The sequence below is a fragment of the Pseudoalteromonas rubra genome, from assembly GCF_005887095.1.
In the GTDB taxonomy this organism is placed as follows: Bacteria; Pseudomonadota; Gammaproteobacteria; order Enterobacterales; family Alteromonadaceae; genus Pseudoalteromonas; species Pseudoalteromonas rubra_E.
In genome coordinates this window covers 1-23,810 of record NZ_PNCI01000050.1, presented here as the reverse complement: position 1 = coordinate 23,810, position 23,810 = coordinate 1, and the positions used below count along the sequence as shown (strand labels likewise).

Genomic DNA, 23,810 nt, shown 5'->3' with positions numbered 1-23,810 from the left:
GAGGTATCAGTGCGCAAATTTTTGCCTCGTTATCGCCGAGATTGACTACTTAATTATGCGGATTGGCATTACCAGTTTAAATTTCTTCGATATGTTATACTGTAACTCTTGTTGTGAAAGCCGTACAACCAGATACAGATGTAGGAGAAGATCATGACGAATGCTTTAGCCACCAATGAAAACCCAGAAATCCCAGCCAATCGGTATGCTGCCATATCCACTGAGCCGAATATTCTGACGGATATTTATCGCGAAGACATCAACCTGAGTGTCTGGCAATGTGAACTGAGTCAAGCACTTAGCTCAGAAGTGGCTGATCTACTTTACTCTGCTAGTGAGTTGCAGCTGTCGATTGCGGCGACACCTGAGCATACCCTGGGTGAGTTGCACGCGGCGTCTGCTCTGCTTATTGATAAGCCAGCATTGAGCGAGCATTTGGCAATGCTGGTGGATATGTTTTGTACGCTGTTTGAACTCAAACGTGCCGGGCTCAGGCTCACGGTACTCAATAAAGCCATGTGTCCTAAATTCCACGTTGATCATATTCCCTGCCGGCTGGTGAGTACATTGGGCGGGGTTGCCTCTCAGTGGTTGCCGCACAACAAAGTGGATCGCAGCAAGCTGGGCGCGGGAAGTAAAGGCAAAAAGGACCATGAGTCCGGGATTTATACCTGTCAGTCTGACATTCAGCAACTCAATACTGGCGATGTTGCCCTGTTGAAAGGGTCCGGCTGGCTTGGCAATGAAGAGGGCGCACTGGTACACCGTTCACCGGCCCCCGCAGCGGGTGAAACGCGCTTATTGCTTACACTGGACTTCATTGACTAAGTAGTCGTTACTGTCTGCTGTTTGAGTGCACCATTAACTTAAGATAATGATATGAATAATAAAAAATATATAATTCCCTTTGTAGCTTTGCTTACTCTGGGCGCGACTGATGCAGCTAAGGCATCTGTGGTTAATCAGACTAAAGGCAGTTTTGAGGACAAATTTCGTCAACTTGACGAAGTATTGCCGACACCAAATGGATACAGGAATGCCGCAGGTGAGCCTGGAGAGCGATACTGGCAGCAGCAGGTTGACTACAAAATCAATGTGACCCTGGATGAAGCGAATCGCCGTCTCTCTGGCAAGGAAGAAATCACTTATCACAATAACTCACCATACACACTGAAGTATCTGTGGGTACAACTGGATCAGAACATCTTTAAGCCAGATTCAATGGCTAACCAGAGTAATAACTTTGGTGGTATTGGGCGCAGGGGACCAAAAACCAAGATAAGTAATGGCAAAGAGCCAGCCAAGCTTAGCCTTGGTGAGTTACGTCGCCAACAGTTTATGGCGGATAATGAACTTGGCTATGAGATCCATTCTGTGACTGATGCTGTTGGTAAGGCGCTGAGTTTTACCACAGTAGGTACGCAAATGCGGATCGATTTACCGCAGCCATTAAAACCAAACAGCCAGCTCACATTTAACATTGATTTTGCTTTTAATATTGTAGAAGAAGACGCCGTATCGGCACGTTCCGGATATGAACATTTTGCTGACGATGCTCGCCCTGGCGGTAACGACATCTTTTTGCTAGCGCAGTGGTTTCCGCGTTTACATGCATATACTGACTATGAAGCCTGGACCAATAAAGAGTTTTTAGGTCGCGGCGAGTTTACCCTGGAGTTCGGTAACTACGAGGTGAATATTACTGTGCCTGCAGACCACATCGTCAGCGCGACGGGTGAATTGGTCAATGCTCAGGAGGTGCTGACTGCAACACAACTTGAGCGTCTTGAACAAGCCAAGCACGCTAAGCGTCCGGTCTTTATTGTGACTGAGGACGAAGCATTGGAAAACGAAAAGGCTGGCACCTCGAAACAAAAAACCTGGCAATTCAGAGCAGACAATGTGCGGGATTTTGCCTGGGGTACATCACGCAAATTTATGTGGGATGCCAAGGCATACCATCAGGACAGTGAAGAAACGCCGATGGTGATGGCCATGTCTTTTTACCCTAAAGAGGGTGGAAACTTGTGGAAGAAATACTCGACTGAGTCTGTTATTCATACCATGGAGGTCTATTCTCGTTTCTCATTCGACTATCCTTACCCGACAGCTCAATCAGTTAATGGTCCGGTTGGCGGAATGGAATATCCCATGATCACCTTCAATGGCCCCCGTACTGAACTGCAAGAAGATGGTTCTCGTACGTATTCTCAGGCTGAAAAACGCTTTCTGATAGGGGTCGTGATCCATGAAATTGGTCATATCTACTTCCCTATGATTGTTAACTCTGATGAACGTCAGTGGACTTGGATGGATGAGGGCCTTAACAGCTTTTTAGATGGGGTTGCTGGCCGGGAGTGGGATCCCAATATTCCCTGGGGCGTAGAGCCCAGAGACATCGTGGACTATATGAAGTCTGAAATCCAGGTGCCGGTGATGACCCAGTCTGATAGTGTGCTTCGCTTAGGGCCTAATGCTTATACTAAGCCTGCAGTTGCCTTGAATATTCTCAGAGAAGTCATTCTGGGACGTGAGTTGTTTGATTTCGCTTTTCAGGAGTATGCACAACGCTGGAAGTTTAAGCGCCCTACGCCTTCGGACTTTTTCAGAACCATGGAAGAAGCGTCAGGTGTTGATCTCGACTGGTTCTGGCGTGGTTGGTTTTATACGACAGATCATGTAGATATCGCTATCGACAAAGTATATAAGCTGCGTCTGGATACCCATAACCCGGATATCGACTTTGCCCGTTTACGCACGATTGAACAGAACAAGCCATCTTCTTTGTTTGTTGAGCGCAATAAGGCCGAGGGACGTGAATTGTGGATTGACAGTAACCCAGATGTTCGTGATTTTTATGATGAACATGACCGCTTTACAGTCACGAATAAGGAACGAAATAAGTATCAGGAGTTTCTGAAATCCCTCAAACCTTGGGAGCGTCGTACTCTGGAACGTGCTGTTCAGGAGGATAAAAACTACTATGTCCTGGAGTTTTCTAATCTGGGTGGTTTAGTGATGCCCATCTTGCTGGAGCTGACTTATATGGATGGCACCAAAGAGCAGCAATACATACCCGCTGAGATATGGCGTCGGACCCCGAAAAAAGTACGAAAACTCATTGTCACAGACAAAGAGAAAGAGATCCAAAGTGTGGTTGTCGATCCTGGTTGGGAAACCGCCGATGTTGACGTCGAAAACAACCACTATCCAAGACAGATCATTCCATCACGTCTGGAAGCGTTTAAAGCCAAAAAGCGCACGCAAAAAGTGCATCGTGACATTATGCAGGACATTAAAACTGAATTAGCGCCTGAGAATGAAAAAAATGAGGCACAAGAGCGACATGATTAAGGGATTACTGAGTGTTCTGGGGGCGCTATTATTTTTGATAGGGCCCGCTTATGCGCATCAGCTAAAAGCTGCCCAGACAACGGTATTGTTTAACGAACAGACACGATTGCTGGAGGTAATACATCGTTTTTATCTACATGATGCTGAGCATGCAGTTGAGCACTTGTTTGGTGGGGGAGCGGATATTCTTCGCTCTGCCCAAACACAGGCGCAGTTCTCTCAGTATGTTGCCGGGCAGTTTGCTATTATGTCATTGCAAGATAGAGCCTTACCTCTTGCGGACGTAGGGTTCGAAGCTGAAGGTAAGTTTTTCTGGGTATACCAGGAGTCGGCAATCCCTGAGCAGGTAAAAGGGCTTAAACTTTTCAATGGCGCATTGCGAGAACTGTGGCCAACGCAAGTTAATATGGTCAATGTAGAGGGCAAGGGTAAGGTAAAAACCTTGTATTTTGCTGATCAGGCTGACTGGCTACAGGTCATATTCGAGCATTGATTTGGCGCTAGTTACTTGTGTTTTTTTCGTTTTATTGCCCTACTCAGATAGGGCTTTTTCGGAGGTAGAGTGGAACCTGTCCTTGTACTGGTGGGATTTTTGGGCGCAGGCAAAACCACGCTGTTAAAACGTCTGCTACTTGAGGCTCAGCAAGCCGACTGGGATCCCTATGTGATCCTCAATGATTATGAGCATGCCGAGCTGGATGCAAGGCAACTGGCCGGACAGCTAAGTGAGGGCGCACTAAAACCGCTTGATGGCAGCTGCATTTGTTGCAGCGGTATCACGGCATTGCGCGACAGCATTAATCGTATTCCACAGCGCAAGCGAGGGATCACACTGATTGAAGCGAATGGCACATCCGATGCCTGCCGTTTAATGGGATTTTTGGGTGTGGGGCTGGATGCTCGTTTTAAGCCACCAGTACAAATTGCGGTGGTCGATGCCAAAAACTGGCAACGTCGAGGTGAACATAATGCACTGGAAGCCAATCAGGTGCAGGTCTCTTCGCTTATTGTGCTCACACATACCACAGGTTTATCGGAAGCGCGCATACAGACTGTTAAGGATGAACTGCACCAGGTGAACCCGCACGCAACAATTCAGCGCGTCAATGAACTTGCACTTTGGCAGCTGCCAGAGCTGTCGCCGGTGTCGGGCAGTGTTGATGTATTTGAGCATCAAAAATCTCACTGGTCGTCTTGCTCTGTGGTGTTACTTGCTTTGCCAGACGAGGCCTGTATTGAGGCTTTATGTGCACGCATTCCTAAGACCATTCTGCGCGTTAAAGGCTGCACACGAATTGGTGCAAATTCTGATTACACCTATTTTGAGCGATGCCCGGATGGCGCCGTGTCGATAAGGCCCTTTAAAGGGGAACCGGTTACGGGGAGTAAATTACTGGTTGTGGGACCGGGCAGTGATCCTGGCAAATTGAATGAGATTGTTACTCAGGTTTTGGCCGCACATTGATTGCAAAGTGCGGCCATGCAGGGTGGGTTAGTGGCAACGCCCCGTCTGACACAGATTAAAGTTTTTATAATGGCTTATCACCAGCAACACGCTGCCTAAAATTGTCAGCAGTTTTTCTCCTTCCTCTACCATTAAGTCATGGGCAAAGAATGCGGCGAAGAATAACACGCCGATACCTGCGGTGCCGTAGCCTAAAATGCGCCACTGATTATGTTTCTTGCACCCAAGGAACAATGCGCTACTACTGGTCACCAGTACACCGACAAGTAGCCAGCGATGAAATGCCTCATCTGACAGGAAAGTTGCACCGAAAGCTGGAAGCAGGGCAACCAGCAGAGGTACAAACAAGCAATGAATAACGCACATTGCAGACAGGCTGATGGCATATTTGTCTAACCGTTCAGACAGGTTTTTCATGGTTTCTCACCTGATTAATTTTTGCAGCCGCTTATGCAGAGACATCAAACGAGTGGCTGAGTATAAAAAAAGAGTTGTTATATTATATCAATATTCTGTGGTTGAATAGCCTGTTGAAGCAGATCATACGTGGGGTTATGTCGCTTAAGCCTGTTATCTTTCAGCCACTATGAGCAGCACGCTCACTACGGCAAACAATAACCATGAGCAGTGCTTTCCTCTTGATAAAAACAGCGCAAGTGCGCTGTGTAACACGAATGTCGCCGCGATGATTAGTAGCAGCATAGTTGGTGTGAATTCAGGTGAAGCCAGCGCAAGCAAAAGTGCAGCAAACCCCAGCCAGGCAATGGAGGTCAGGTGCCAGGCAAAGCGCAACGTGCGGATGGTAAAATCGCTACTGCCAAACAGCTGTGGCAGGTTATCGCGCTTAAACAGCCGGATGAGAATAAAGCGCTCGCCCAGATAAGAGTGAGCCAGTGAGACTAAAATGAGCAGCACAGCGGCGATATAAAGCAGTACAGTCATAAACAACCTCCTGGTTTGTAAGTTATTACATTAACTTTCTTTTTGGGCTAAGTTCGGCATTGGTCAGGTGTCAGCGTCAGCAAGGTGCACAATGTTGCTCTGATCACGTAATCTGTTACCGGCTGAGTCTTCTGTGGCAGGAATATCTGCCCGCTCTGCACTGTTTTATATATGTTGAAAACTGAAGTCGTATATTGTGTTAGCCGCGTTAACGCTTCTTCCGTCAGGCCATCCTTTGTACAATTAAAATTTACGCTGTGTGTATAGTCACCTTGGTCAAAGCTGGCCTGGATTAGCACTTGGTATGATTCAGATATCGGGCCTTCACGGGTAAGACTATACTGCATTGGTGTATTCATAACGGATAACTGAAAGGACTGCTGGTATTCCTTATCTGTTGTTCGGGTGGTCGTTAACTCGCTGAAAATAGAGTTGTCTTTCTGGCCTGTCATGGTTGGCCAGTTTCCTGTTGATACGTGATTTCTGCAAGTATGCCAGATCAACTGATAGCCGGGCATCACCACTTGGGTACGAATGAAAGATTCAGTCAGGCGTTCGGTGGCGGGTTGAGCAACGTGTGTTGGTGAGGTCATGCACCCGCTGAGTAAAGCGGGGAGCAGGTAACAACCGGGATGGGGGTTCATAAGATCACAGTCCTTGGCTCGACAGGCTTTCTTTGTACCTTATTTACACAGACATGGCTATGCCTGACATGAATGCTTGAGCAATAGTTCCTGACTGGCGTCCTTGCCTGTGAGAACAAAAATTGACTAACTACAACTAATTGAATCACCGCTGCTGTTATAGCAGGTCTCAGTTTGCTGAATAATGTGGCGGCACATATAGGCCACATTGTTTTCCATACAGTTAAAGTAAGTGCCGTAAATGCCTGAGCTTCCAACATTATAATCAACCCGCCACTCATAGTAAGAGTATGGCAAAGTGGACTGATCGCTCAGCCAGCGGCCAAAGACGGCACTGGATACAATGTCGTATAGGGGAGTCGGGCGTACACCCAGACTACGCCAGCCATTGTTGTAGCCTGAGTACTCACCAGACATTTCAACTACTGCGTTGGCCGCCTCGTAATAGGGGTTATTAAAGTTACTTCTGTTGTCTACCTTGGACAGCAATCCCTGATAGTCTTTCACCCAGGTGGTGCCTTCACAGCTGTTCAGGAATACCATGCCCTTATCATCGCCTTTACCACAGGTGCCCTGAGGCGCAGCATCGGCAGTCCATATGAAGTCGGCACTTTTTCCGCCATGGATTTTTGCCTCATAGCCACTGGAAGAAGTGATGATCACATCATTGTCTTTACCGCCTTCCTGGTTGGAGTTTTCGCCATTGGTAAAGAGGATATCATCGCCATTATTACCCCAGGCTTTGTGCCAGCGCAGACTGTTTGGATTGCCATCGCCATTTTCATATAAGGCATCATTGCCGTTGCCCCCGTGCAGGCGATCTTCACGACCGCCATTACCGGTCAGGTAGTCATTGCCATCCTCGCCATACAAGGTGTCGTTGCCCTTGTCACCGCTGAGCACGTCATGACCCGCGCCGCCGTAGAGTTTATCGTTGCCATCGCGATTGCTGTTACAGCTACTTTGTTCATAAATATAGCTATTGTTAGCATTAGACAGGCGACAGCCACCGCCCAGATAGTCGTTGTCGTTGCCACCATAGAGCACATCGGTCCCCTGACCGCCCATTAACAAGTCGCCGCCATCGTCGCCCCATAAGGTGTCGTCGTTATAATCACCAAACAGCTTGTCATGGTGGTTGCCGCCTTTGAGCTGATCATTACCCCAGCCGCCGTGCAGAGTGTCGCTGCCATCTTCACCGAACAGCTGGTCGTTACCACTGTTGCCCTTGAGGGTATCGTTGCCCCGGCCACCGTAGAGCCGATCGTTCTGATTGCCGGAGATCAGGGTGTCGTTACCATATTGTCCATACAAGGTTTGCGGCACCGAAATATTGCTGGCATTGAACGAATCGGCCCCATTGCCCAGGCGCGCTTCAAGCGCGCTGATCTGGCTCATAAAGAAGACTTCACAGCTGCTACTGCTACCCACTTTACGGGTTACGGTCAGGGTATCGCCCGATTTACTGAGCGTGAATTGTTCGCTGTGGCGTGACCCCTTAACTTTCAGTGTCTCGCCGTCCAGATAAGCCGAAGCGCCGCCCGCAAGCCCGCTACAGGCTGCCATCGCCTGGCCCGAGACGCCCAGCGCAACCGCCAGACAGAGCGCATTTAACTTGGTGTTCATTATGAAATCCTTAGATTTTTTGTTTTAGGTACTTTTATTGCGAGGGTAGCGGAAAAATCTGCACGGAATATGGAGTTTGGAATTGTATTGACAGGCTATTTAGCTACATGACAATCGCAATTGTGTTGTTCATGTGTATTTTGCCTCTTCGCAAGTGGTGCAATTATTTGTATCTGACACAAGCCTTACTCACGCACAGAGTGAGTAAGGCCGCTAATTTGGCTAGTTGGTAGCTTGTGCGAAGAGAACATCAGAGTGAATAGGGGAGGGATTTTTACGCTTTTTTTACGCGAAGTCGCTCGGCGCATTTGTTACAGTGTCTTGAAAGTTCTTGTCTAAAGTGATTTATATGGCAGTTGGTTGGTTCATGAATCGTCATTTTACCGCTGTATCTATGTTTGCAATCGCAATGTCGGTATCTTGGGGAATGAGCATTTGGATAGGGTCCACCATTGCGGTGCTGCTGATACTCCAGCTTTCGGTTGTTGTTGTCGTGCTACAGTGCGGCGCTAAACTGGCCTATATTGCTGCGGTCGCAGAAGCGGTGTGCTTTAATTTTTTATTCACTATGCCGCGTTACTCCCTGGAAATGTTCCACTTCGATGACATAGTGAACTTGCTGGTTTTTTTGATTGTGGCTTTCACGACGAGTCAGCTCGCTGAGCGTTATCGGAAACAGCAAAATACATTAGAGCAGGTTAAGCTGCGTCATCAAATTTTGCTCTCGGTATCACATGATCTGCGTACGCCACTGGCTGGTATTATTGGTAACGTAACCACCCTGAAAGAGTATCAGGCGCAACTGAATGACACTGAAAAGAACGAACTACTGGACTGTGCGATAACAGAGAGCCACAGGCTGCATCAGTATATTGAAAACCTACTGCAAGCCACCAAGCTTCAGCATGGCGTGATCCGGATAAAGCAAACGCCGGAATCTGTTCTCAGCATTTTAGACACTGTGGTTGCCCGCTTTTCAAATACGGCTGAGCGTATACAGGTCGTCGCTGAGCAGGGCTTACAACAAGTTGCCGTGAGCCGGGCGCTATTTGAGCAAGCGTTGTTCAATATTCTGGATAACGCACTGCGATATTCTCCACAGGCTAGCCCTGTGACCGTCACACTACGCCAATCCCAGGGGCAAACTCAGGTCGATATTTTCAACCAGAGCGAATCACTGAATAAGGATGAAGTGAAAAATATGTTTGAGCTTTTTTATAGTGGTGCCGCAAACAGAAGCAATGACTCCGGTTCTGGGCTGGGTCTCAGTGTTGCTAAAGGTGTGATCTCTGCTCATCAGGGAACAATTGAATGCATTGATTTGTCACACGGATGCTTAATCCGTATTACGCTGCCTACTAACCACACAGAGGGGTGACGCGTGCGATATAAAGTTATGGTGATTGACGATGAGCCCCAAATACACACCTTTATTCGTATTTCATTGGCTGCTGAAGGGTTTGACTATCTTGGGGCTGGCACACTTGCAGAGGCCAATGAGCATCTGGCGCATTTCCAGCCTCATGTGATCATACTCGATCTTGGATTACCTGATGGGGACGGTTTGAGCTTTCTTACTCAGCTGCGCCAAACCCACAAAACGCCAGTGCTGGTTCTTACGGCAAGAGATCAGGAAGACGAGAAAATACGACTGCTAGAAGCCGGTGCCAATGACTATCTCAGTAAACCGTTTACGATTAGAGAGTTAATCGTGCGGATCAAAGTACTGATAAGAGATTTAGTAAGTCTTGAGCCTGTCGACGACAGAGTGTGTTTTGGTGCCCTTGCAATGCGCACAAGTACCCATCAGTTTTGGGTCTCAGGAGAAGAAGTGGTCCTGACCAAAAAGGAATTTGCGTTTTTAAAAATGCTGCTGGACCGACCCGGCCAGTTGGTTGAGCAAAGTGTGTTGTTAAGAGAGGTCTGGGGGCAGACACACGTAGAGGATACGCACTATTTGCGCGTATTGGTGAGCCAATTGCGTAAAAAGCTCAATGATAATGCGGATGAACAAAGGGTGATAAAAACTGAGCCTGGCATTGGCTATCGCCTGGTATAAGTACGCTTTCGAATACCTCATCAAATCTGGCGGGGTACAGTGATTAAAACAACTTAAGGTATAAATATGGCGCATTTTACTGTTATCGGTCTGGGACGTTTTGGGGTCGCAGCCAGCCTTGAACTGGTCCATTTGGGTCATACCGTGACGGGTGTAGATCATAATTCAAAAATCATCGAAAGGTATGTAGAAGAGCTGACTCAAGCCGTGATCTGTGATGCCACCGACGAGAGTGCACTGCGTGAACTTGCGCTTGATAAGAGCGAGGCGGTTTTGATTGCAATAGGCGAGGACATGCAGGCTAGTTTGTTATGTACACTTGCGTTAAAAAACCTCGGAGTTAAAGAAATCTGGGTTAAAGCAAGCACACGTGCACATCATACCATTGTCTCTAAGCTTGGTGTGCAGCGGATCATTCATCCCGAAGAAGAAATGGGAGCGCGTGTTGCACAGGCGCTAAATTACCCTATGGTAAATAACTATCTGTCGATAGGTCATGGTTTGTATGTTGTTGAAGTACATATTCGTAAATCTCTAAATAACAGCCCGCTTGAGCAGGTTGTTGCCGATGCCCGAGGCAGTGTGCAAGTTGTTTTGGTAAAGCGCGAGCAAGAGGTGTTCAATCAGGTGGGTCATGACTTTGTCTTACAGGCCAATGACATCGTCTTGCTGTGTGGCACACGTGCAGAGCTAAAGTATCTGGCTCCCAGATTGTTGTGACATATTCCTGAAAAGCAGCCCTTTTAGTTAGCGATTTACTGTACGAGAAAAATATGATTTTGTGGCACCCATCAGTCACGCCAATTGAGCGCAAGCCAAAGTCTGGCAAAAAAATAGCGGGCGCCCCTCCGCTGATCTTATGTGCCAGCTTCTTGCTGTTGATCCTTGTTGGCACCTGTCTGCTCAAACTACCCATAGCGGTACACGAGCCAATCACCTGGATACAAAGTTTGTTTACTGCGACTTCTGCGGTCACTGTGACCGGCCTGGTGGTCGTTGACACAGGTACGCAATTTACTTTGTTTGGACAAGTTGTGATTGCTTTGCTGATCCAATGCGGTGGCCTGGGCCTGATGACTTTTGCAATTGTGACCTTAATTGCATTGGGTGGAAAAATTGGCTTTTTACAACGCACAGTTGCCCGGGAAGCCTTCAATCAAACTGACTCATCGACTCTGGTTTCGACGGCTAAATCTGTTTTGCTGTTTGCATTGGTGGTCGAGCTGCTCGGTATGCTTATTTTGAGCTGGCACTGGCAAAGTGAACTGGGCTGGAAAACGAGTTTGTTCCATGGCTTTTTTTATACAATTAGTGCATTTAACAACGCGGGCTTTGCATTACACGCTGACAGCCTGATGCCATATGTTGAAGACCCAATTGTTAATCTGACGATTACCGGATTATTTATTGTTGGTGGCCTGGGGTTTTCGGTGTGGATGGATTTAAGACGCAATCGGTGTTGGTCAAAGCTGTCGGTTTACAGCCGAATGATGATCACAGGCACCTTGCTTATCAATGTACTGGCACTGCTGGTGATTTATCTGATAGAGCGCGATAACCCGAACACCCTGGCACCTCTCAGTGAGTCAGGTAAGTGGCTGGCATCTTGGTTTCAGGCCGTTTCACCCAGAACGGCCGGGTTTAACACACTTGCAATCGATCAGCTCGAAGATGCGACTACCTCGGTTATGCTGGTGTTAATGTTTATCGGCGGGGGCTCTCTGAGTACCGCAAGTGGTATTAAAGTGGTCACCTTTATGGTTTTAATATTGTCCACTTATGCCTATTTGAAGCGTGATGAACAGGTTTATGTATTCAAAAGAGAAATAGCAAAAGAAACTGTCAGTAAGGCTTTAGCTTTAACCATGATCTCTATCGTTGTGACCTGGTTTGCAATATTTGCGTTACTCCTCGTTGAGGATGCGCCCATGATAGATGTTATATTTGAAACTGTGTCTGCACTGGGAACTGTTGGGCTGTCTCGAGGGCTGACTGCTGAGTTATCTGAAGCGGGTGAATTGATCATTATATTTATGATGTTTATGGGTCGTCTAGGGCCGTTAACTTTGGCTTATTTTCTTGCCAGCCCGCGACGTAAGAAACTCCGTTATACCGAGACAAAGCTGGCGATAGGATAGTGGCTGCATGAAAACAATAACCCATTTGGTTGCGCTTGGCTCAGGGGAGGCCATCGCACAGCGTTCCTATTTTATAGGCAGAAATTGTGCAGACTGTTGAAAAATAATCCAAAGTCAGACAAGTTATGCTGGACTCAATAAAAATAAAAGGAAGGAACGTGACAGTAAGATCAACGATAAAGCTGAGCGTCTGCGTCATACTGACTGCACTGGCTGGCCACAGCGTTGCCCAAGATAGATTACTGGCCAATGATGGCAAGGCGCAAGATTATTTTGGTTACGGTGCGGCAATTGACGGCAATACTGTGCTGGTGGGCGCACATCAGGCTGATGTGAATGGCATCAAAGATGGCGGTGTCGGGTATGTGTATGTGCTCGGTGATAAAGGCTGGCAGCAACAAGGCAAGCTGGTTGCAGAGCCACTCTTCGCCGACGGTACGCTGGGTGGCAAGGTGGTCCTGAACAACAATATTGCCATGCTCGGTGGTATGAGGCGGGATGATAAAGGCGAAGATGCCGGCGCGGTGGTGGCCTTTGAGCGCAATGCCGATACATGGACACAGACGCAGATTTTTACCGCGCCCGATGCCAAACCCGGAGATGCCTTTGGCCAGAGCCTGGCATTAACAGACACGACACTGGTCATCGGTGCACCACGCAACGATACAAAAGCGAATGACGCGGGCGCGGCCTATATTTTTCAGCGCACAGGGAATGGCTGGCGCTACCACAGCAAAATCATGGCCAGTGATGGCACGGCGGGCGATCTGTTTGGCATCGACGTCGCGGTTGATGGCAATACCATAGTCGTTGGCGCTGACTTGCATGACAAAACGGCAGAAAACGCCGGAGCTGTATACGTGTATGTGCTCAAAGATAATCAATGGCAACAACAAGCCAAGTTAATGGCGTCCGATGGCGGTGATACCGATATCTTTGGCGTCAGGGTCGCAATTTCAGGAGATACGGCACTCATCTCGGCACGACGCGATGACGTAGAGGGTCTGGGCGTGGATGCCGGCTCTGCCTATATTTTTGAGCGCAACGGCACACGCTGGACCGAGGCGCAAAAACTGACTTCTCCTGATGGTGCAGCTGATGATCGCTTTGGCCGCGGTGTGGCACTCAGTGGTGACATGGCGATCATCAGTGCGATGAACCATGACGCACAAGGCAAAGACACCGGCGCGTTATATGTTTATAAAAAGCGCGCTGATGGCTGGTACTATTCATCCAAAGTGGTCGCTAAAAATGCGCAGCCAGGCGATCAGCTCGGCTGGAATGTCGGCCTCTCCGACGGTAAAGCTGTGATAGCCACTCCACATCATGACGCCAATGGTAAAGAGTCCGGTGCGGTCTACGTACAGGACCTGAACCAGTACAGCGCATTTCATATTGAAAACCATATTTCTGTCGCGGAGAAAGGGAAAGTGAAGTCTTCGCAGTAATAGTGACAGATGAAATATGGCATACGTTTAACTTGTTTACTCTGGGCAATTTTTAGTTTGCCAAGCGTATTCTGGCGTGTTAACCATCATTAATCATTGAGTAATTGCGTTCTAAGAAAGAAGTTTAGACGAAGTAATGGATCGAAAGAGAACTCAGTATGAGTTGATCTATGACCTACTTGGTGAGGAGACCTTTGTAAAATGGTACTACCAATATCCTGAAACATACTCACTTGAAAAGCTAAGAGAGTTAAAAATAAGCCCATTCTAGGAATTTTTATGTATAGATTTGTTGTTGTTTTACTTTTACTTTCATTTGCAAGTACGAGTGCTGTTGGGAGTGAAGTAAAAAGTGAGCTAAATAATGTAAAAAGTTGCTATCGAGGAATTTTTTCTGAGTATTCTACCTGGGAGAGTGCAATGCAGAGGAAGTTTTCGTCAAACGGTATTGAGACGAGTAAAGCAATGAAAAAGCTCTCTGGATTCAAATCCAGGTTCACAGAGGAAGATTTTAACTACTTTAAAAGCAAACTATCATGTCAGACATTCACATACCGTGTAGATGGCATAGACGTTCAGGGTTTTGTAATTAAACCAATAGTGCTTTCTGAAAAAGCCCCCGTCATCATCTATAACCGCGGAGGCAATGGAAATTATGGGGCGGTTGTCTTTGGCAGTATGATGGCCAACCTATTTCCATTGGCCAAAGAAGGCTTCGTCATTGTGGGCAGTCAATATCGAGGGACATTTACTAAGGAAGACAACCTTGATGAGTTTGGCGGTCAGGATGTCAATGACATCGTTGCGCTTATGGATATTATCCCTCATATCGAAGGTGTTGATATAAAAAGAGTGGGGATGTATGGCGTAAGTCGTGGTGCGATGCAAACATACCTTGCGGCAAAGAAAATTCCAAGTATAAAAGCAATCGCGGCAGTGGCTGGTGTTGTTGATTTGAAAAAGGAGCTAGAATATCGTCCAAACATGGAGAAAGTGTATAAAAACAGGATTCCACTCTATGAATCTGATAAAGACGCTCAACTGCTAAGTCGTTCCGCGATTTCATGGGTAGAAAAGTTATCGAAAGAAACTCCGATATTATTACTGCATGGAGATCAAGATAAGCGTGTTTCAGTGGATAACTCGAGACGATTCTCAGAAGCGCTTAACGCTGGGAAAATACCGAATAAACTGATTATTTATAAAAATGATAATCACTTTCTTGAGAAAAACAGGCGTGCGGTATTTGCAGAGCTGTCTGGCTGGTTTCATTCGCACTTATAGCAGATGAGGGCATAGCAAAAAAACAGGCACTTAAAGTTCAAGTTTGTTATATCAATAAGAGAACTACTTCATGGTTACAAACTCTTCAGACACCGTAAGGTGAATCGCCATTACCGAGTCAAAGTCGGCTTTGGTGGCGCCCATCTCATGACAAAGCCAAAGCCAAAGCCGATGCCGTGCAGGCCGACGATTTTTTCGTCCTAATCGGCACACACCAGTTTCATTTTGCATGGCTGGCGGTGCTGGGTTACTGCGGTATACATGGCCGCAAAGGTTGAAGTGTAGACCTTGATGTTGTCTTCACCATACTGTGCGATGGCTTCTGGCTCGGTCAGGCAGGTAGTGCCGGTTGGCTGAGTGGGTTTAAATAGCCAGCCATTCTTTCGCATTAGCAATGATAAACTCATAGCTATGACCGCTTACCAGCGTAATTCTGATTGCCTCAGTCGTAACAGGCAATACACCTGCGCCCTTACCATAACACATCTCTATTTTTGATATGGCGCTTCGCTCAATATGGTACGGCCCTAATCCGTACTTTTTATTCAACGGCTCGAAAATCAAGGCTTCTTTTGTTGCTGAGAGTTAACCTTCAGAGCGGACGACGCCGTTTTGTATTGTTGCAATAGAAACGCTTGTTGAAGTTTTATTCATGACTTTCCTTTTAATGAATAAGTGGGTTTTTATTACGGCTGGTTTTGATAAGTCAGCTACTTAAAAGCGATGTGAACTTTAACAAGCAGAGGTTAACATCTGCCTCTGCTTGTCCGTGCCTGTGTCTCATCAATGCTGAGTACGATATGCCTTTTGACTGGCAGCACCTTTTTTCCACTGAATTGTGCCAGATAAAGAAAACGCCAGTATTATTCCCATTAAAATAGTCGTGACGACTTTCGCTATCCATGGATCTTGGACCGTGAATGCTGCTGCGTAACTAAACGTGAGTATGTTCGCAAACAGAGAAGTAAGGTGAATTCTAAAGCTTGTTGCTTTTTCTTTTACCCTTGCAATGTTGAATGTGCAGGAGATCAAAAATGCGATGACCATGCCCGGGTTGCTCATCTGTTCTGGCGTTAGTTTAAAATTAAGGCTTATAAATACCATAGCGCCATAAGCCACTGCGATTACGATAACAATGTAATTTAATAATAACTCTACCTTTGACTTCATACTTAACTTCTGATTTGTTGGTGTGGTTTTGTATGTTAAGCTCGTGCCGAGCGCTTTTCGGTGATACTGGCCAGTATGGACTGTTTATTTTTATCTTTTTGATTTATCAGTTTTTAATTTCTTGTTGAAAGGTGCAAAGAGGCCAGAATGGACGTGTTTTTGAATACAAGGGAGTCTTGATGTTCAGTTTTAGTAATATCGTTGCCTTAGGCTGTATTCAAGCCTTCATTCAATCCTTGTATCTCTTGAGGTTTTCTGGTCCGGGCAGATGGCTTGCCGCTTTTATATTGCTTGTTTCAATCAACATGTGTGTTGGCTTCTATGTAGACAGTGGTCTTTTTGAATCGGATATGCTGCTTATAACGATGTGGGAGCGATTAAACAGTTATTTGTTGTTGGGTCCCATTTTTATGGCGTTTGTAATGACAATGACAAATTCAGCGTATCGGTTTGATAAAAAAGATGCGATCCACCTATTACCCTTTCTTGTGTGGGTAGGGTATTTCATTTCAGTATCACTGTATGAGCAAAGTGATTTTCTGACTGAGCAAGCTGTCAACTTACAAACGGTATCAACCAGACCCTTTACTGAGCGGTTTTCCATGATATCTCTGGTAACCGCAGGGCATTTTTGTCTTTATCTGGCCTACGGTAGCTGGCAAATTTTTATGTTTTGGTGGCAACAACGCGACAATCGTATTTTTCGCCAGCTGTGTTGGTTGCTTACCGTCACTGTGATTTGCTACCTGATGATGGCGAGTGTGTTTATCGTCTCTGTGACAGCAGTCATTATGGAACTTGATAAATCAGATAAGCTGATTGCGTTGAGTTATTTGTCTACTGTGGTAGGTATATTTTCTTTAAGTTATCTGTTGATTTGCTATGGGCGGCCAGCAGGCTTTAATCGTGCTCTCGTAAAGGAGGAGGTGACTGATACTGATAAAGGCTCCGCAGAGCGAATTAAACCTGGGGTATCAGCACAACAGAAAAGGCTTTTAATGTTGGTCGAGCAAGAACTCAGGACGAACAAACACCATTTACAACCTGATTTCAGCCAAATTCAACTTGCAGAAAAACTCAATATAAGCAGACATCAGCTGTCTGACGTGTTGGCCCTGCATTCTTCAGGTGGCTTCTATGAGTTGATAAACCAATTAAGGGTGGATGCGGTGATTGAGGAACTGATAAAAAGGCCTACAAGTGACAGGTTAATTAGTATTGCCTACGATTGTGGATTTAATTCAAAATCTAGCTTTAATCAGGTGTTTAAAAAGCATACTGGTAAAACGCCAAGTCAGTACCGTGATCTGGTTAAAACAAGCAAGGCAGAAACACCCTGGGTACCAAAGTGAGTGGAAGTTCAGCATGGTATAGTGTAAGTGTTTGTCTTTAATGGCGGTAATTTATGTACAAATTCAATCTTAATTTAAAGTTTTCTGATGTATTTATTCCTATTCTGCTCTGGCAGTTAGTTGTTGTGATGACTTTTGGTATTGCACTTCCCTTTTTTCTACTTTATCTAATTAAACTCGTTTTAAATAACCTAACGGTTAAGAAATATTCGATATCAGACAGATTAAACTAGTAAAAAATAAAAAGCGCGAATTTTACAAATTCGCGCTTTTTATTTTCTGATTTCGAAGAGAACTACCTCATAGTAACAAACTCTTCAGAACCCGTCGGGTGAATAGCTACAACCGAATCAAAGTCTGCTTTGGTTGCGCCCATCTTCATGGCCACGCCAAAGCCCTGGATCATTTCATCAACCGCAAAGCCGATGCCATGCAGGCCAACGATTTTTTCATCCTCACCGGCACACACCAGTTTCATTTTACAAGGCTGACGGTGCTGGGTCACAGCTGTGTACATGGCTGCAAAGGTTGAAGTGTAGACCTTGATGTTGTCTTCACCGTACTGCGCAACAGCTTCTGGTTCGGTCAGGCCGATAGTGCCGATGGGCGGGTGGCTGAAGACCACGGTCGGGACCAGGTTGTAGTCCATTTTTGCGTTGGGCATATCCGGGTTAAACAGGCGCTCTGCCAGCATACGACCAGCTTTAACCGCGACAGGCGTCAGCTCAATGCCGCCGTCCATAATGTCGCCCAAAGCATAAATGCCAGATACCGAGGTGTTCTGATATTCATCTACTTTGACGTAGCCGCCTTCTGTGATGGCCACATCGGTGGCAGCCAGATTGATTTTATCAGTCACTGGCTCACGACCAATCGCCCAGATCACGTGCTCAACCGTATGTGATTCGCCGTTTTCAAGGTGCAAAGTCACGCTGCCGTCGTCGTTTTTGCTCAGTGATTTAGGTGCGCTGTGAGTGTGTAGTGTTGGCCCTTCTTTGTCCATGACTTCGGTCAGGGTGTCGACCAGGATAGGATCAAAGTTACGCAGCGGGGCATGTTTACGCACAAACAGGTGCGTTTCTGTGCCCAGGCTGTGCAGTACGCCCGCCAGCTCAACGGCAATGTAGCCCGCGCCAATCACAGCCACGCTTTTAGGTTGTGCCTTGAGTTCAAAGAAATCGTTAGAGTCTATGCCCAGCTCAGCGCCCGGAATATTCGGGATAGACGGGCGACCACCCACGGCGATACAGATATGGTCGGCGGTGTAGTGCTCACCGTTAACTTCTACCGTGTTGTTGTCGACGAATTTAGCAAAGCCATTGATCACGGTCACGCCATTGCTGGCCAGATACTTGTTGTAGCCCTGGTGAATACGGCCAATGTAAGCTTCGCGACTTTCAACCAGTTTGCTCCAGTCGAAGTCTTTTACTTCCACATCAAAGCCATAATCCGGTGCGTACAGCTTAATGGCTTCGGCCACCTGGGCACCGTGCCACATTACCTTTTTAGGCACGCAGCCCACGTTTACACAGGTGCCGCCCATGTGTTTGGCCTCAATAAGCGCGACTTTAGCGCCACGCATTGCTGCCCGGTTAGCTGAAGCAATACCGCCGCTGCCGCCACCAATGGCGATATAATCAAAATGTTGTGCCATGCTTTAATCTCTGTAAATGCTGATAAATGGCCCTAGCTTAACACTATATCTGCCGGGGCAAAGTCTGGCGGGATAAATTTTTCCGATAGGGGGCATCGCTTTTTTCGATGGCACACAGGTGTGGCCCACCAGGTCAATCTATGACTCAATGAGCCAACCCCGATTTAATTTGTCTGGATTGGCTGGTATACCTTGTTTTTTTTAAAGAAACACCCCAAATACAAAAGATAATCAAAGATCAACAGAGAGGCGTTATGACTAACCCGTTAATTGGTATGGAAGGCTTGCCACCGTTTTCAAAAATCAAACCAGAACATGTTGTGGAGGCACTGAAAAAAGCCATCGCACATTGCCGAGACACTATGGACGAGGTGTTGAAAAACGATTCATACAGCTGGGAAAACCTGGTGCTGCCGCTCGAAGAAGCTGACGATAAGTTGTCGCGCATGTGGTCGCCGGTTTCGCATATGCACTCGGTGGTTAATAACGACGCATTACGTCAGGCATTTGATGCTTGTCTGCCATTGATCTCAGAATACAGTACTTATGTGGGCCAACATCAGGGCCTATATCAGGCATACAAATCGCTGAAAGAGTCAGACACCTTTGCAACACTGAGCACTGCCCAGCAAACAACCATAGAAAATGCGTTGCGTGACTTCAAGCTGTCGGGCATTGCACTGGCACCAGAACAACAAAAGCGTTATGGCGAAATCAGTGCGCGTTTGTCTGAGCTGTCGTCTAAGTTTGGTAATAATGTGATGGATGCAACACAAGCCTGGACTAAGCATGTGACCGACGAAGCCGTTTTGTCGGGTCTGCCAGAGTCTGCACTGGCACTGGCGGCACATACAGCACAGAGCAAAGAGCTCGAAGGCTGGGTATTCACACTTGACATCCCTTCGTACCTGCCGGTCATGACGTATGCCGATAACCGTGAGCTGCGTGAAGAAATGTACCGTGCCTATGTGAGCCGAGCGTCTGATCAAGGCCCGAACGCCAAAGAATTTGATAACTCGGAGTTGATGAGTGAAGAGCTGGCACTGCGCCATGAACTTGCTCAGCTACTGGGTTTTGACAGCTATGCGCATAAATCACTGGCCACTAAGATGGCACAGTCTCCTGAGCAGGTATTTACCTTCCTGAACGATCTGGCGCTGCACGCCAAGCCTCAGGCCGAGAAAGAACTGGCGGAGCTAAGAGCATTTGCTGAAAAAGAACACGGTGCCACTGAGCTGGCTGCCTGGGACTATACCTATTATGGTGAGAAGCTGAAACAAGCCAAATATGCCATTTCTGACGAAATATTGCGTCCCTACTTCCCGGCGGATACCGTATTAAACGGCTTGTTCGAAACGGTTAATCGTTTGTTCGGCATTAAAGTGACTGAAATTCAGGACTTTGATACCTATCACCCGGATGTGCGCTTCTTTGCAATTCATGATGCACAAGGCACCCTGCGCGGTCACTTTTATCTCGACCTGTATGCCCGTGAGCACAAACGTGGCGGCGCCTGGATGGACGACTGCATGGGTCGTAAAGTGCGTGCCAGTGGCGAGTTACAAACGCCAGTTGCCTACCTTGTGTGTAACTTCAATAAAGCGGTTGGTGATAAACCGGCACTGTTTACTCACAACGAAGTAACGACCTTATTCCATGAGTTTGGTCATGGTATTCACCATATGCTGACCCAAATTGATGCGGCACCGGTTGCGGGTATCAACGGGGTTGCCTGGGATGCGGTAGAGCTGCCAAGTCAGTTCCTGGAAAACTGGTGCTACGAGGAACAAGCTCTGGCGTTTATATCCGGTCATTATGAGACGGGTGAGCCATTGCCAAAAGAATTACTGGACAAGCTACTGGCGGCGAAAAATTTCCAGTCAGCGATGCAGATGCTGCGTCAGTTAGAGTTCTCTTTGTTCGATTTTCATATCCATGCTGACTTTGACCCGGCTAAGCCATGTCAGATTCAGCACACTTTGAATGCGGTCAGAGAGAAAATTGCGGTTGTGAAGGCGCCGGAATTCAACCGCTTCGCGCACAGCTTTAGCCATATTTTTGCAGGTGGTTACAGCGCTGGCTACTACTCGTACAAATGGGCAGAAGTACTGTCGGCCGACGCGTTCTCGCGCTTTGAGGAAGAAGGGATCTTTAACGGCCAGACAGGTTCCGACTTTATGCAGCATATCCTTGAAAAAGGGGGGTCTGAAGATCCTATGACGCTGTTCACTCGTTTCCGTGGTCGTGAACCCAGTGTCGATGCGCTGCTGCGTCACAGTGGCATCGAAAAAGCGGCATAACCCCTCTTGCTGGCGGCTTTTTGAACACCTGTTCCCCGCATGTCGCCAGAGTTAGCTTAAAAACACCACATAAGTCATTTGTGTGGTGTTTTCCATTCGCAAATTAGACAGTTCGCGCTATGCTGTTTTAGAGAACCAACCTTGTAGGGACCGCTGCATGAGCAATTTAGTACTGGCCGTTGATGACGATAAACTGGTACATCACATTGTCGAACAATCCTTATTGCACAGCTGCAAAGTTATCCACGCATACAGTGGGGAAGAAGGGCTGAAAATGGCCCAGGAGCAGCAGCCGGATATTATTCTGCTTGACATAGAAATGCCTGGCCCTTCGGGCTTTGAAGTGTGTGAGCGGCTCAAAGCCAATCCTCAGTTGTGTGATATTCCGGTGATGTTTTTGTCGTCTAAGAGTGCCATTTCTGAGCGAATGCGTGGCTACAATGCTGGTGGGGCCGACTACATTGTTAAACCTTTCGACAGCGATGAAATGCTGGCGCGTATCAAAGTGCTGGATGAGTATCGTCGCCAATCGCTTAAGCTTAAGCAGGATGTGCAAAAAGCACAGATCACAGCCGAAATTGCGATGTCGGATTCTGGCGATATGGGCCGGATCATGCGCTATGTGGGTCAGTCATATCATGCTCATGACCTTAATACTCTGTCTGAGTACTTTTTTGAATTCTTTGTACCCTTGCAATTGCAGGTTGCGGTAGCGTTTTGGTATCACGAGGGCGAAGTGTTTTATTCGCAGGAAGGGGCCATTCAGCCACTGGAGCAGGAGCTGCTTGAAAAACACCGTGATGGCGACCGCTTTGTGGATTTTGGTCGTCGTACTATTATTAATTATCCTAAAGTATCTCTGCTGATCAAGAACATGCCGATGGATGACGTAGGATTATACGGCCGTTACAAAGATCTGCTGCCGCATATCCTCGAAGCCACCAATGCTAAAATCAAGGATATGGAAGTCAGTGAGGTGGCTTTGAATAAAGTAGAGCAAATTGGCCTTGCGTTCGAATCATTGAGCGATCAACTGGGCGATGTTGCTACGGCATTTAACAGCAAGCTGACCGAGTTTTCGGAGTATGTGGCCGATGAGCAGGCCAATGGTAAGCAAGCTGAAATAAAACAGTTGTATGAGCACTTTTCATTGGTTAATGACGAATTTTCGATTATTCGCTATAAACTGGGTGAAATCACCGAAGTTCGGCATGAACTTATCCAGAGTTTAAACCAGATGGCCAAACCCTGGGGTGAAGAAGACGTGCCAGCACAGACAGACATAGAGTTGTTTTAATCGCAGCTCAGCGTGCGCAATACAGAGATTTCATAACCGTGATGATCCAGATATAATCTACGCGTTACTATTTGCGGAGCCTGCTGTTGATCATTCATACCCCTTTTGCCGAAAACCGTCCCTATTTAGCGCGTATTGAACAGCAGTTTGCTTTGCATACCTGGCAGCAGGACAATCCTAATTTTCGTTTAACCTTTGATGAGGCCGGATTGCAGCTTTTAAAGCTTGATGAGCCTAAGCTGGGCGGTATCAGGGTTGACTTTGTTACGGGTGCGAGCGCACATCGTCGTAAGTTTGGCGGCGGTAAAGGGCAGGCCATAGCTAAGGCGGTGGGGCTAAATAAAGGGGCAACTCCCGTGGTGCTGGATGCCACAGCAGGGTTAGGGCGAGATGCCTTTGTGTTGGCTGCGCTGGGCTGTGAGGTGATCTTACACGAGCGTCACCCGGTTGTGGCGGCTTTATTGTTTGATGGTCTGGAACGCGCTTATCAGGACGCTGAGATAGGCAGCTGGATGCAGCAAAATATGCGTATGGTGTTTGGCTCCAGCCACGACCTGTTGGCACAGAGCGAGCTACAGCCAGATGTGGTGTATCTGGACCCTATGTTTCCGCATCGTGAGAAATCAGCACAGGTTAAAAAAGAAATGCGGGTATTCCAGTCTTTGGTAGGCGGAGATGCCGACGCCGATGCCTTGCTACCGTTTGCTCATGCACTGGCATCGAAACGTGTGGTGGTCAAGCGACCCGACTATGCGCCATTTCTGAATGAGCAAAAACCTAGCATGCAGGTCGAGACCAAAAAGAACCGCTTTGATGTGTATGTTAAAGCGGCAATGAAGTAATACCAACCTCCAAAAACCCTGCCTGTTATCTCGTATTCGATTTGAGTGCTAAGAAACAGGCGGTTATCCCGCACTTGATACGGGAACTACTCACAGGCGACTCAGCAGATCACCAATGGCATTAACCCTCAACCCACCTCCGGTCATCCTGCACTTGATGCGGGAACTACTCACAGACGACTCAGCTGATCACTAATGGCACTAGCCCTAAAACCACCTCCGGTCATCCTGCACT

Annotated in this window: 21 protein-coding genes and 1 pseudogene; 15 read left to right on the top strand and 7 right to left on the bottom strand. The window is 47.1% G+C overall.

Annotated features, from left to right (window positions below; genetic code table 11):
• Window positions 1-153: 153 nt before the first annotated feature.
• From CWB99_RS19240 to CWB99_RS19225, 4 genes are all read left to right on the top strand, one after another.
• A complete protein-coding gene (locus CWB99_RS19240) occupies window positions 154-828 on the top strand; it encodes a DUF1826 domain-containing protein (protein ID WP_138551490.1) in 675 nt (224 codons plus the stop codon).
• 51 nt (window positions 829-879) lie between these two features.
• Window positions 880-3,354 (top strand): M1 family metallopeptidase, encoded by a 2,475-nt coding sequence (locus CWB99_RS19235; protein WP_138551489.1) that lies wholly within the window; start codon window positions 880-882, stop codon window positions 3,352-3,354.
• Window positions 3,347-3,847: a DUF6702 family protein gene (locus tag CWB99_RS19230; protein WP_138551488.1), complete on the top strand. Its 501-nt coding sequence runs from the start codon at window positions 3,347-3,349 to the stop codon at window positions 3,845-3,847. Before CWB99_RS19235 ends, CWB99_RS19230 begins: the two co-directional genes overlap by 8 nt.
• 69 nt (window positions 3,848-3,916) lie before the next feature.
• Window positions 3,917-4,819 carry a GTP-binding protein gene (locus CWB99_RS19225; protein ID WP_138551487.1) on the top strand — a complete coding sequence of 301 codons (903 nt, stop codon included), beginning with the start codon at window positions 3,917-3,919 and terminating at the stop codon, window positions 4,817-4,819.
• Between the two features lie 27 nt (window positions 4,820-4,846).
• Here CWB99_RS19225 and CWB99_RS19220 read toward each other — a convergent pair whose 3' ends face one another.
• The 4 genes from CWB99_RS19220 to CWB99_RS19205 all read right to left on the bottom strand — a co-directional run bounded on the left by CWB99_RS19220 (window position 4,847) and on the right by CWB99_RS19205 (window position 8,031).
• The gene (locus tag CWB99_RS19220) at window positions 4,847-5,236 is read right to left on the bottom strand and encodes a MerC domain-containing protein (protein ID WP_138551486.1); all 390 of its coding nucleotides are present in this window, start codon (window positions 5,234-5,236) and stop codon (window positions 4,847-4,849) included.
• A 153-nt stretch (window positions 5,237-5,389) separates the two neighbouring features.
• Entirely contained in the window at window positions 5,390-5,761 is a 372-nt protein-coding gene (locus tag CWB99_RS19215; protein ID WP_138551485.1) for a hypothetical protein, read from the bottom strand.
• 47 nt (window positions 5,762-5,808) lie between these two features.
• A complete protein-coding gene (locus tag CWB99_RS19210; protein ID WP_138551484.1) occupies window positions 5,809-6,405 on the bottom strand; it encodes a hypothetical protein in 597 nt (198 codons plus the stop codon).
• Window positions 6,406-6,531: 126 nt separating this feature from the next.
• Window positions 6,532-8,031 carry a calcium-binding protein gene (locus CWB99_RS19205; protein ID WP_138551483.1) on the bottom strand — a complete coding sequence of 500 codons (1,500 nt, stop codon included), beginning with the start codon at window positions 8,029-8,031 and terminating at the stop codon, window positions 6,532-6,534.
• 349 nt (window positions 8,032-8,380) lie between these two features.
• On the opposite strand from CWB99_RS19205, the gene CWB99_RS19200 reads away from it, so the two are divergent.
• The 6 genes from CWB99_RS19200 to CWB99_RS19175 all read left to right on the top strand — a co-directional run bounded on the left by CWB99_RS19200 (window position 8,381) and on the right by CWB99_RS19175 (window position 14,960).
• On the top strand, window positions 8,381-9,409 hold the full coding sequence (locus tag CWB99_RS19200) for a sensor histidine kinase (protein WP_138551482.1): 1,029 nt from the start codon (window positions 8,381-8,383) through the stop codon (window positions 9,407-9,409).
• A gap of 3 nt (window positions 9,410-9,412) precedes the next feature.
• Window positions 9,413-10,090 (top strand): response regulator transcription factor, encoded by a 678-nt coding sequence (locus tag CWB99_RS19195; RefSeq protein ID WP_138551481.1) that lies wholly within the window; start codon window positions 9,413-9,415, stop codon window positions 10,088-10,090.
• A 66-nt stretch (window positions 10,091-10,156) separates the two neighbouring features.
• On the top strand, window positions 10,157-10,810 hold the full coding sequence (locus CWB99_RS19190; protein ID WP_138551480.1) for a potassium channel family protein: 654 nt from the start codon (window positions 10,157-10,159) through the stop codon (window positions 10,808-10,810).
• A gap of 53 nt (window positions 10,811-10,863) precedes the next feature.
• Window positions 10,864-12,228, top strand: coding sequence for a TrkH family potassium uptake protein (locus tag CWB99_RS19185; protein WP_138551479.1), 1,365 nt, complete (start codon window positions 10,864-10,866; stop codon window positions 12,226-12,228).
• A gap of 158 nt (window positions 12,229-12,386) precedes the next feature.
• Window positions 12,387-13,676, top strand: coding sequence for an FG-GAP repeat protein (locus tag CWB99_RS19180; RefSeq protein WP_249332002.1), 1,290 nt, complete (start codon window positions 12,387-12,389; stop codon window positions 13,674-13,676).
• A gap of 279 nt (window positions 13,677-13,955) precedes the next feature.
• Entirely contained in the window at window positions 13,956-14,960 is a 1,005-nt protein-coding gene (locus CWB99_RS19175) for an alpha/beta hydrolase family protein (RefSeq protein ID WP_138551477.1), read from the top strand.
• Window positions 14,961-15,023: 63 nt separating this feature from the next.
• Here the strand turns inward: CWB99_RS19175 and CWB99_RS19170 are convergent.
• Window positions 15,024-15,313 (bottom strand): annotated as a pseudogene (locus tag CWB99_RS19170) (glutathione-disulfide reductase); the annotation flags it as partial.
• 430 nt (window positions 15,314-15,743) lie between these two features.
• Window positions 15,744-16,130, bottom strand: a complete 387-nt coding sequence (locus CWB99_RS19160; RefSeq protein ID WP_138551476.1) for a hypothetical protein — start codon at window positions 16,128-16,130, stop codon at window positions 15,744-15,746.
• Between the two features lie 131 nt (window positions 16,131-16,261).
• Here CWB99_RS19160 and CWB99_RS19155 point away from each other — a divergent pair, with 131 nt between their 5' ends.
• Entirely contained in the window at window positions 16,262-17,482 is a 1,221-nt protein-coding gene (locus tag CWB99_RS19155) for a helix-turn-helix domain-containing protein (RefSeq protein WP_138551475.1), read from the top strand.
• Window positions 17,483-17,535: 53 nt separating this feature from the next.
• Complete coding sequence (locus CWB99_RS24905; protein ID WP_432760837.1) at window positions 17,536-17,715, top strand: DUF6693 family protein; 180 nt, start codon at window positions 17,536-17,538, stop codon at window positions 17,713-17,715.
• Between the two features lie 62 nt (window positions 17,716-17,777).
• On the opposite strand, the gene gorA is transcribed toward CWB99_RS24905, so the two are convergent.
• Window positions 17,778-19,136, bottom strand: coding sequence for a glutathione-disulfide reductase (gene gorA, locus CWB99_RS19150; RefSeq protein ID WP_138551474.1), 1,359 nt, complete (start codon window positions 19,134-19,136; stop codon window positions 17,778-17,780).
• Window positions 19,137-19,390: 254 nt separating this feature from the next.
• On the opposite strand from gorA, the gene prlC reads away from it, so the two are divergent.
• The 3 genes from prlC to CWB99_RS19135 all read left to right on the top strand — a co-directional run bounded on the left by prlC (window position 19,391) and on the right by CWB99_RS19135 (window position 23,575).
• Window positions 19,391-21,436: an oligopeptidase A gene (prlC, locus tag CWB99_RS19145; RefSeq protein WP_138551473.1), complete on the top strand. Its 2,046-nt coding sequence runs from the start codon at window positions 19,391-19,393 to the stop codon at window positions 21,434-21,436.
• 157 nt (window positions 21,437-21,593) lie between these two features.
• A complete protein-coding gene (locus tag CWB99_RS19140; protein WP_138551472.1) occupies window positions 21,594-22,733 on the top strand; it encodes a response regulator transcription factor in 1,140 nt (379 codons plus the stop codon).
• A gap of 86 nt (window positions 22,734-22,819) precedes the next feature.
• Complete coding sequence (locus tag CWB99_RS19135; RefSeq protein WP_138551471.1) at window positions 22,820-23,575, top strand: class I SAM-dependent methyltransferase; 756 nt, start codon at window positions 22,820-22,822, stop codon at window positions 23,573-23,575.
• Window positions 23,576-23,810 lie beyond the last annotated feature (235 nt).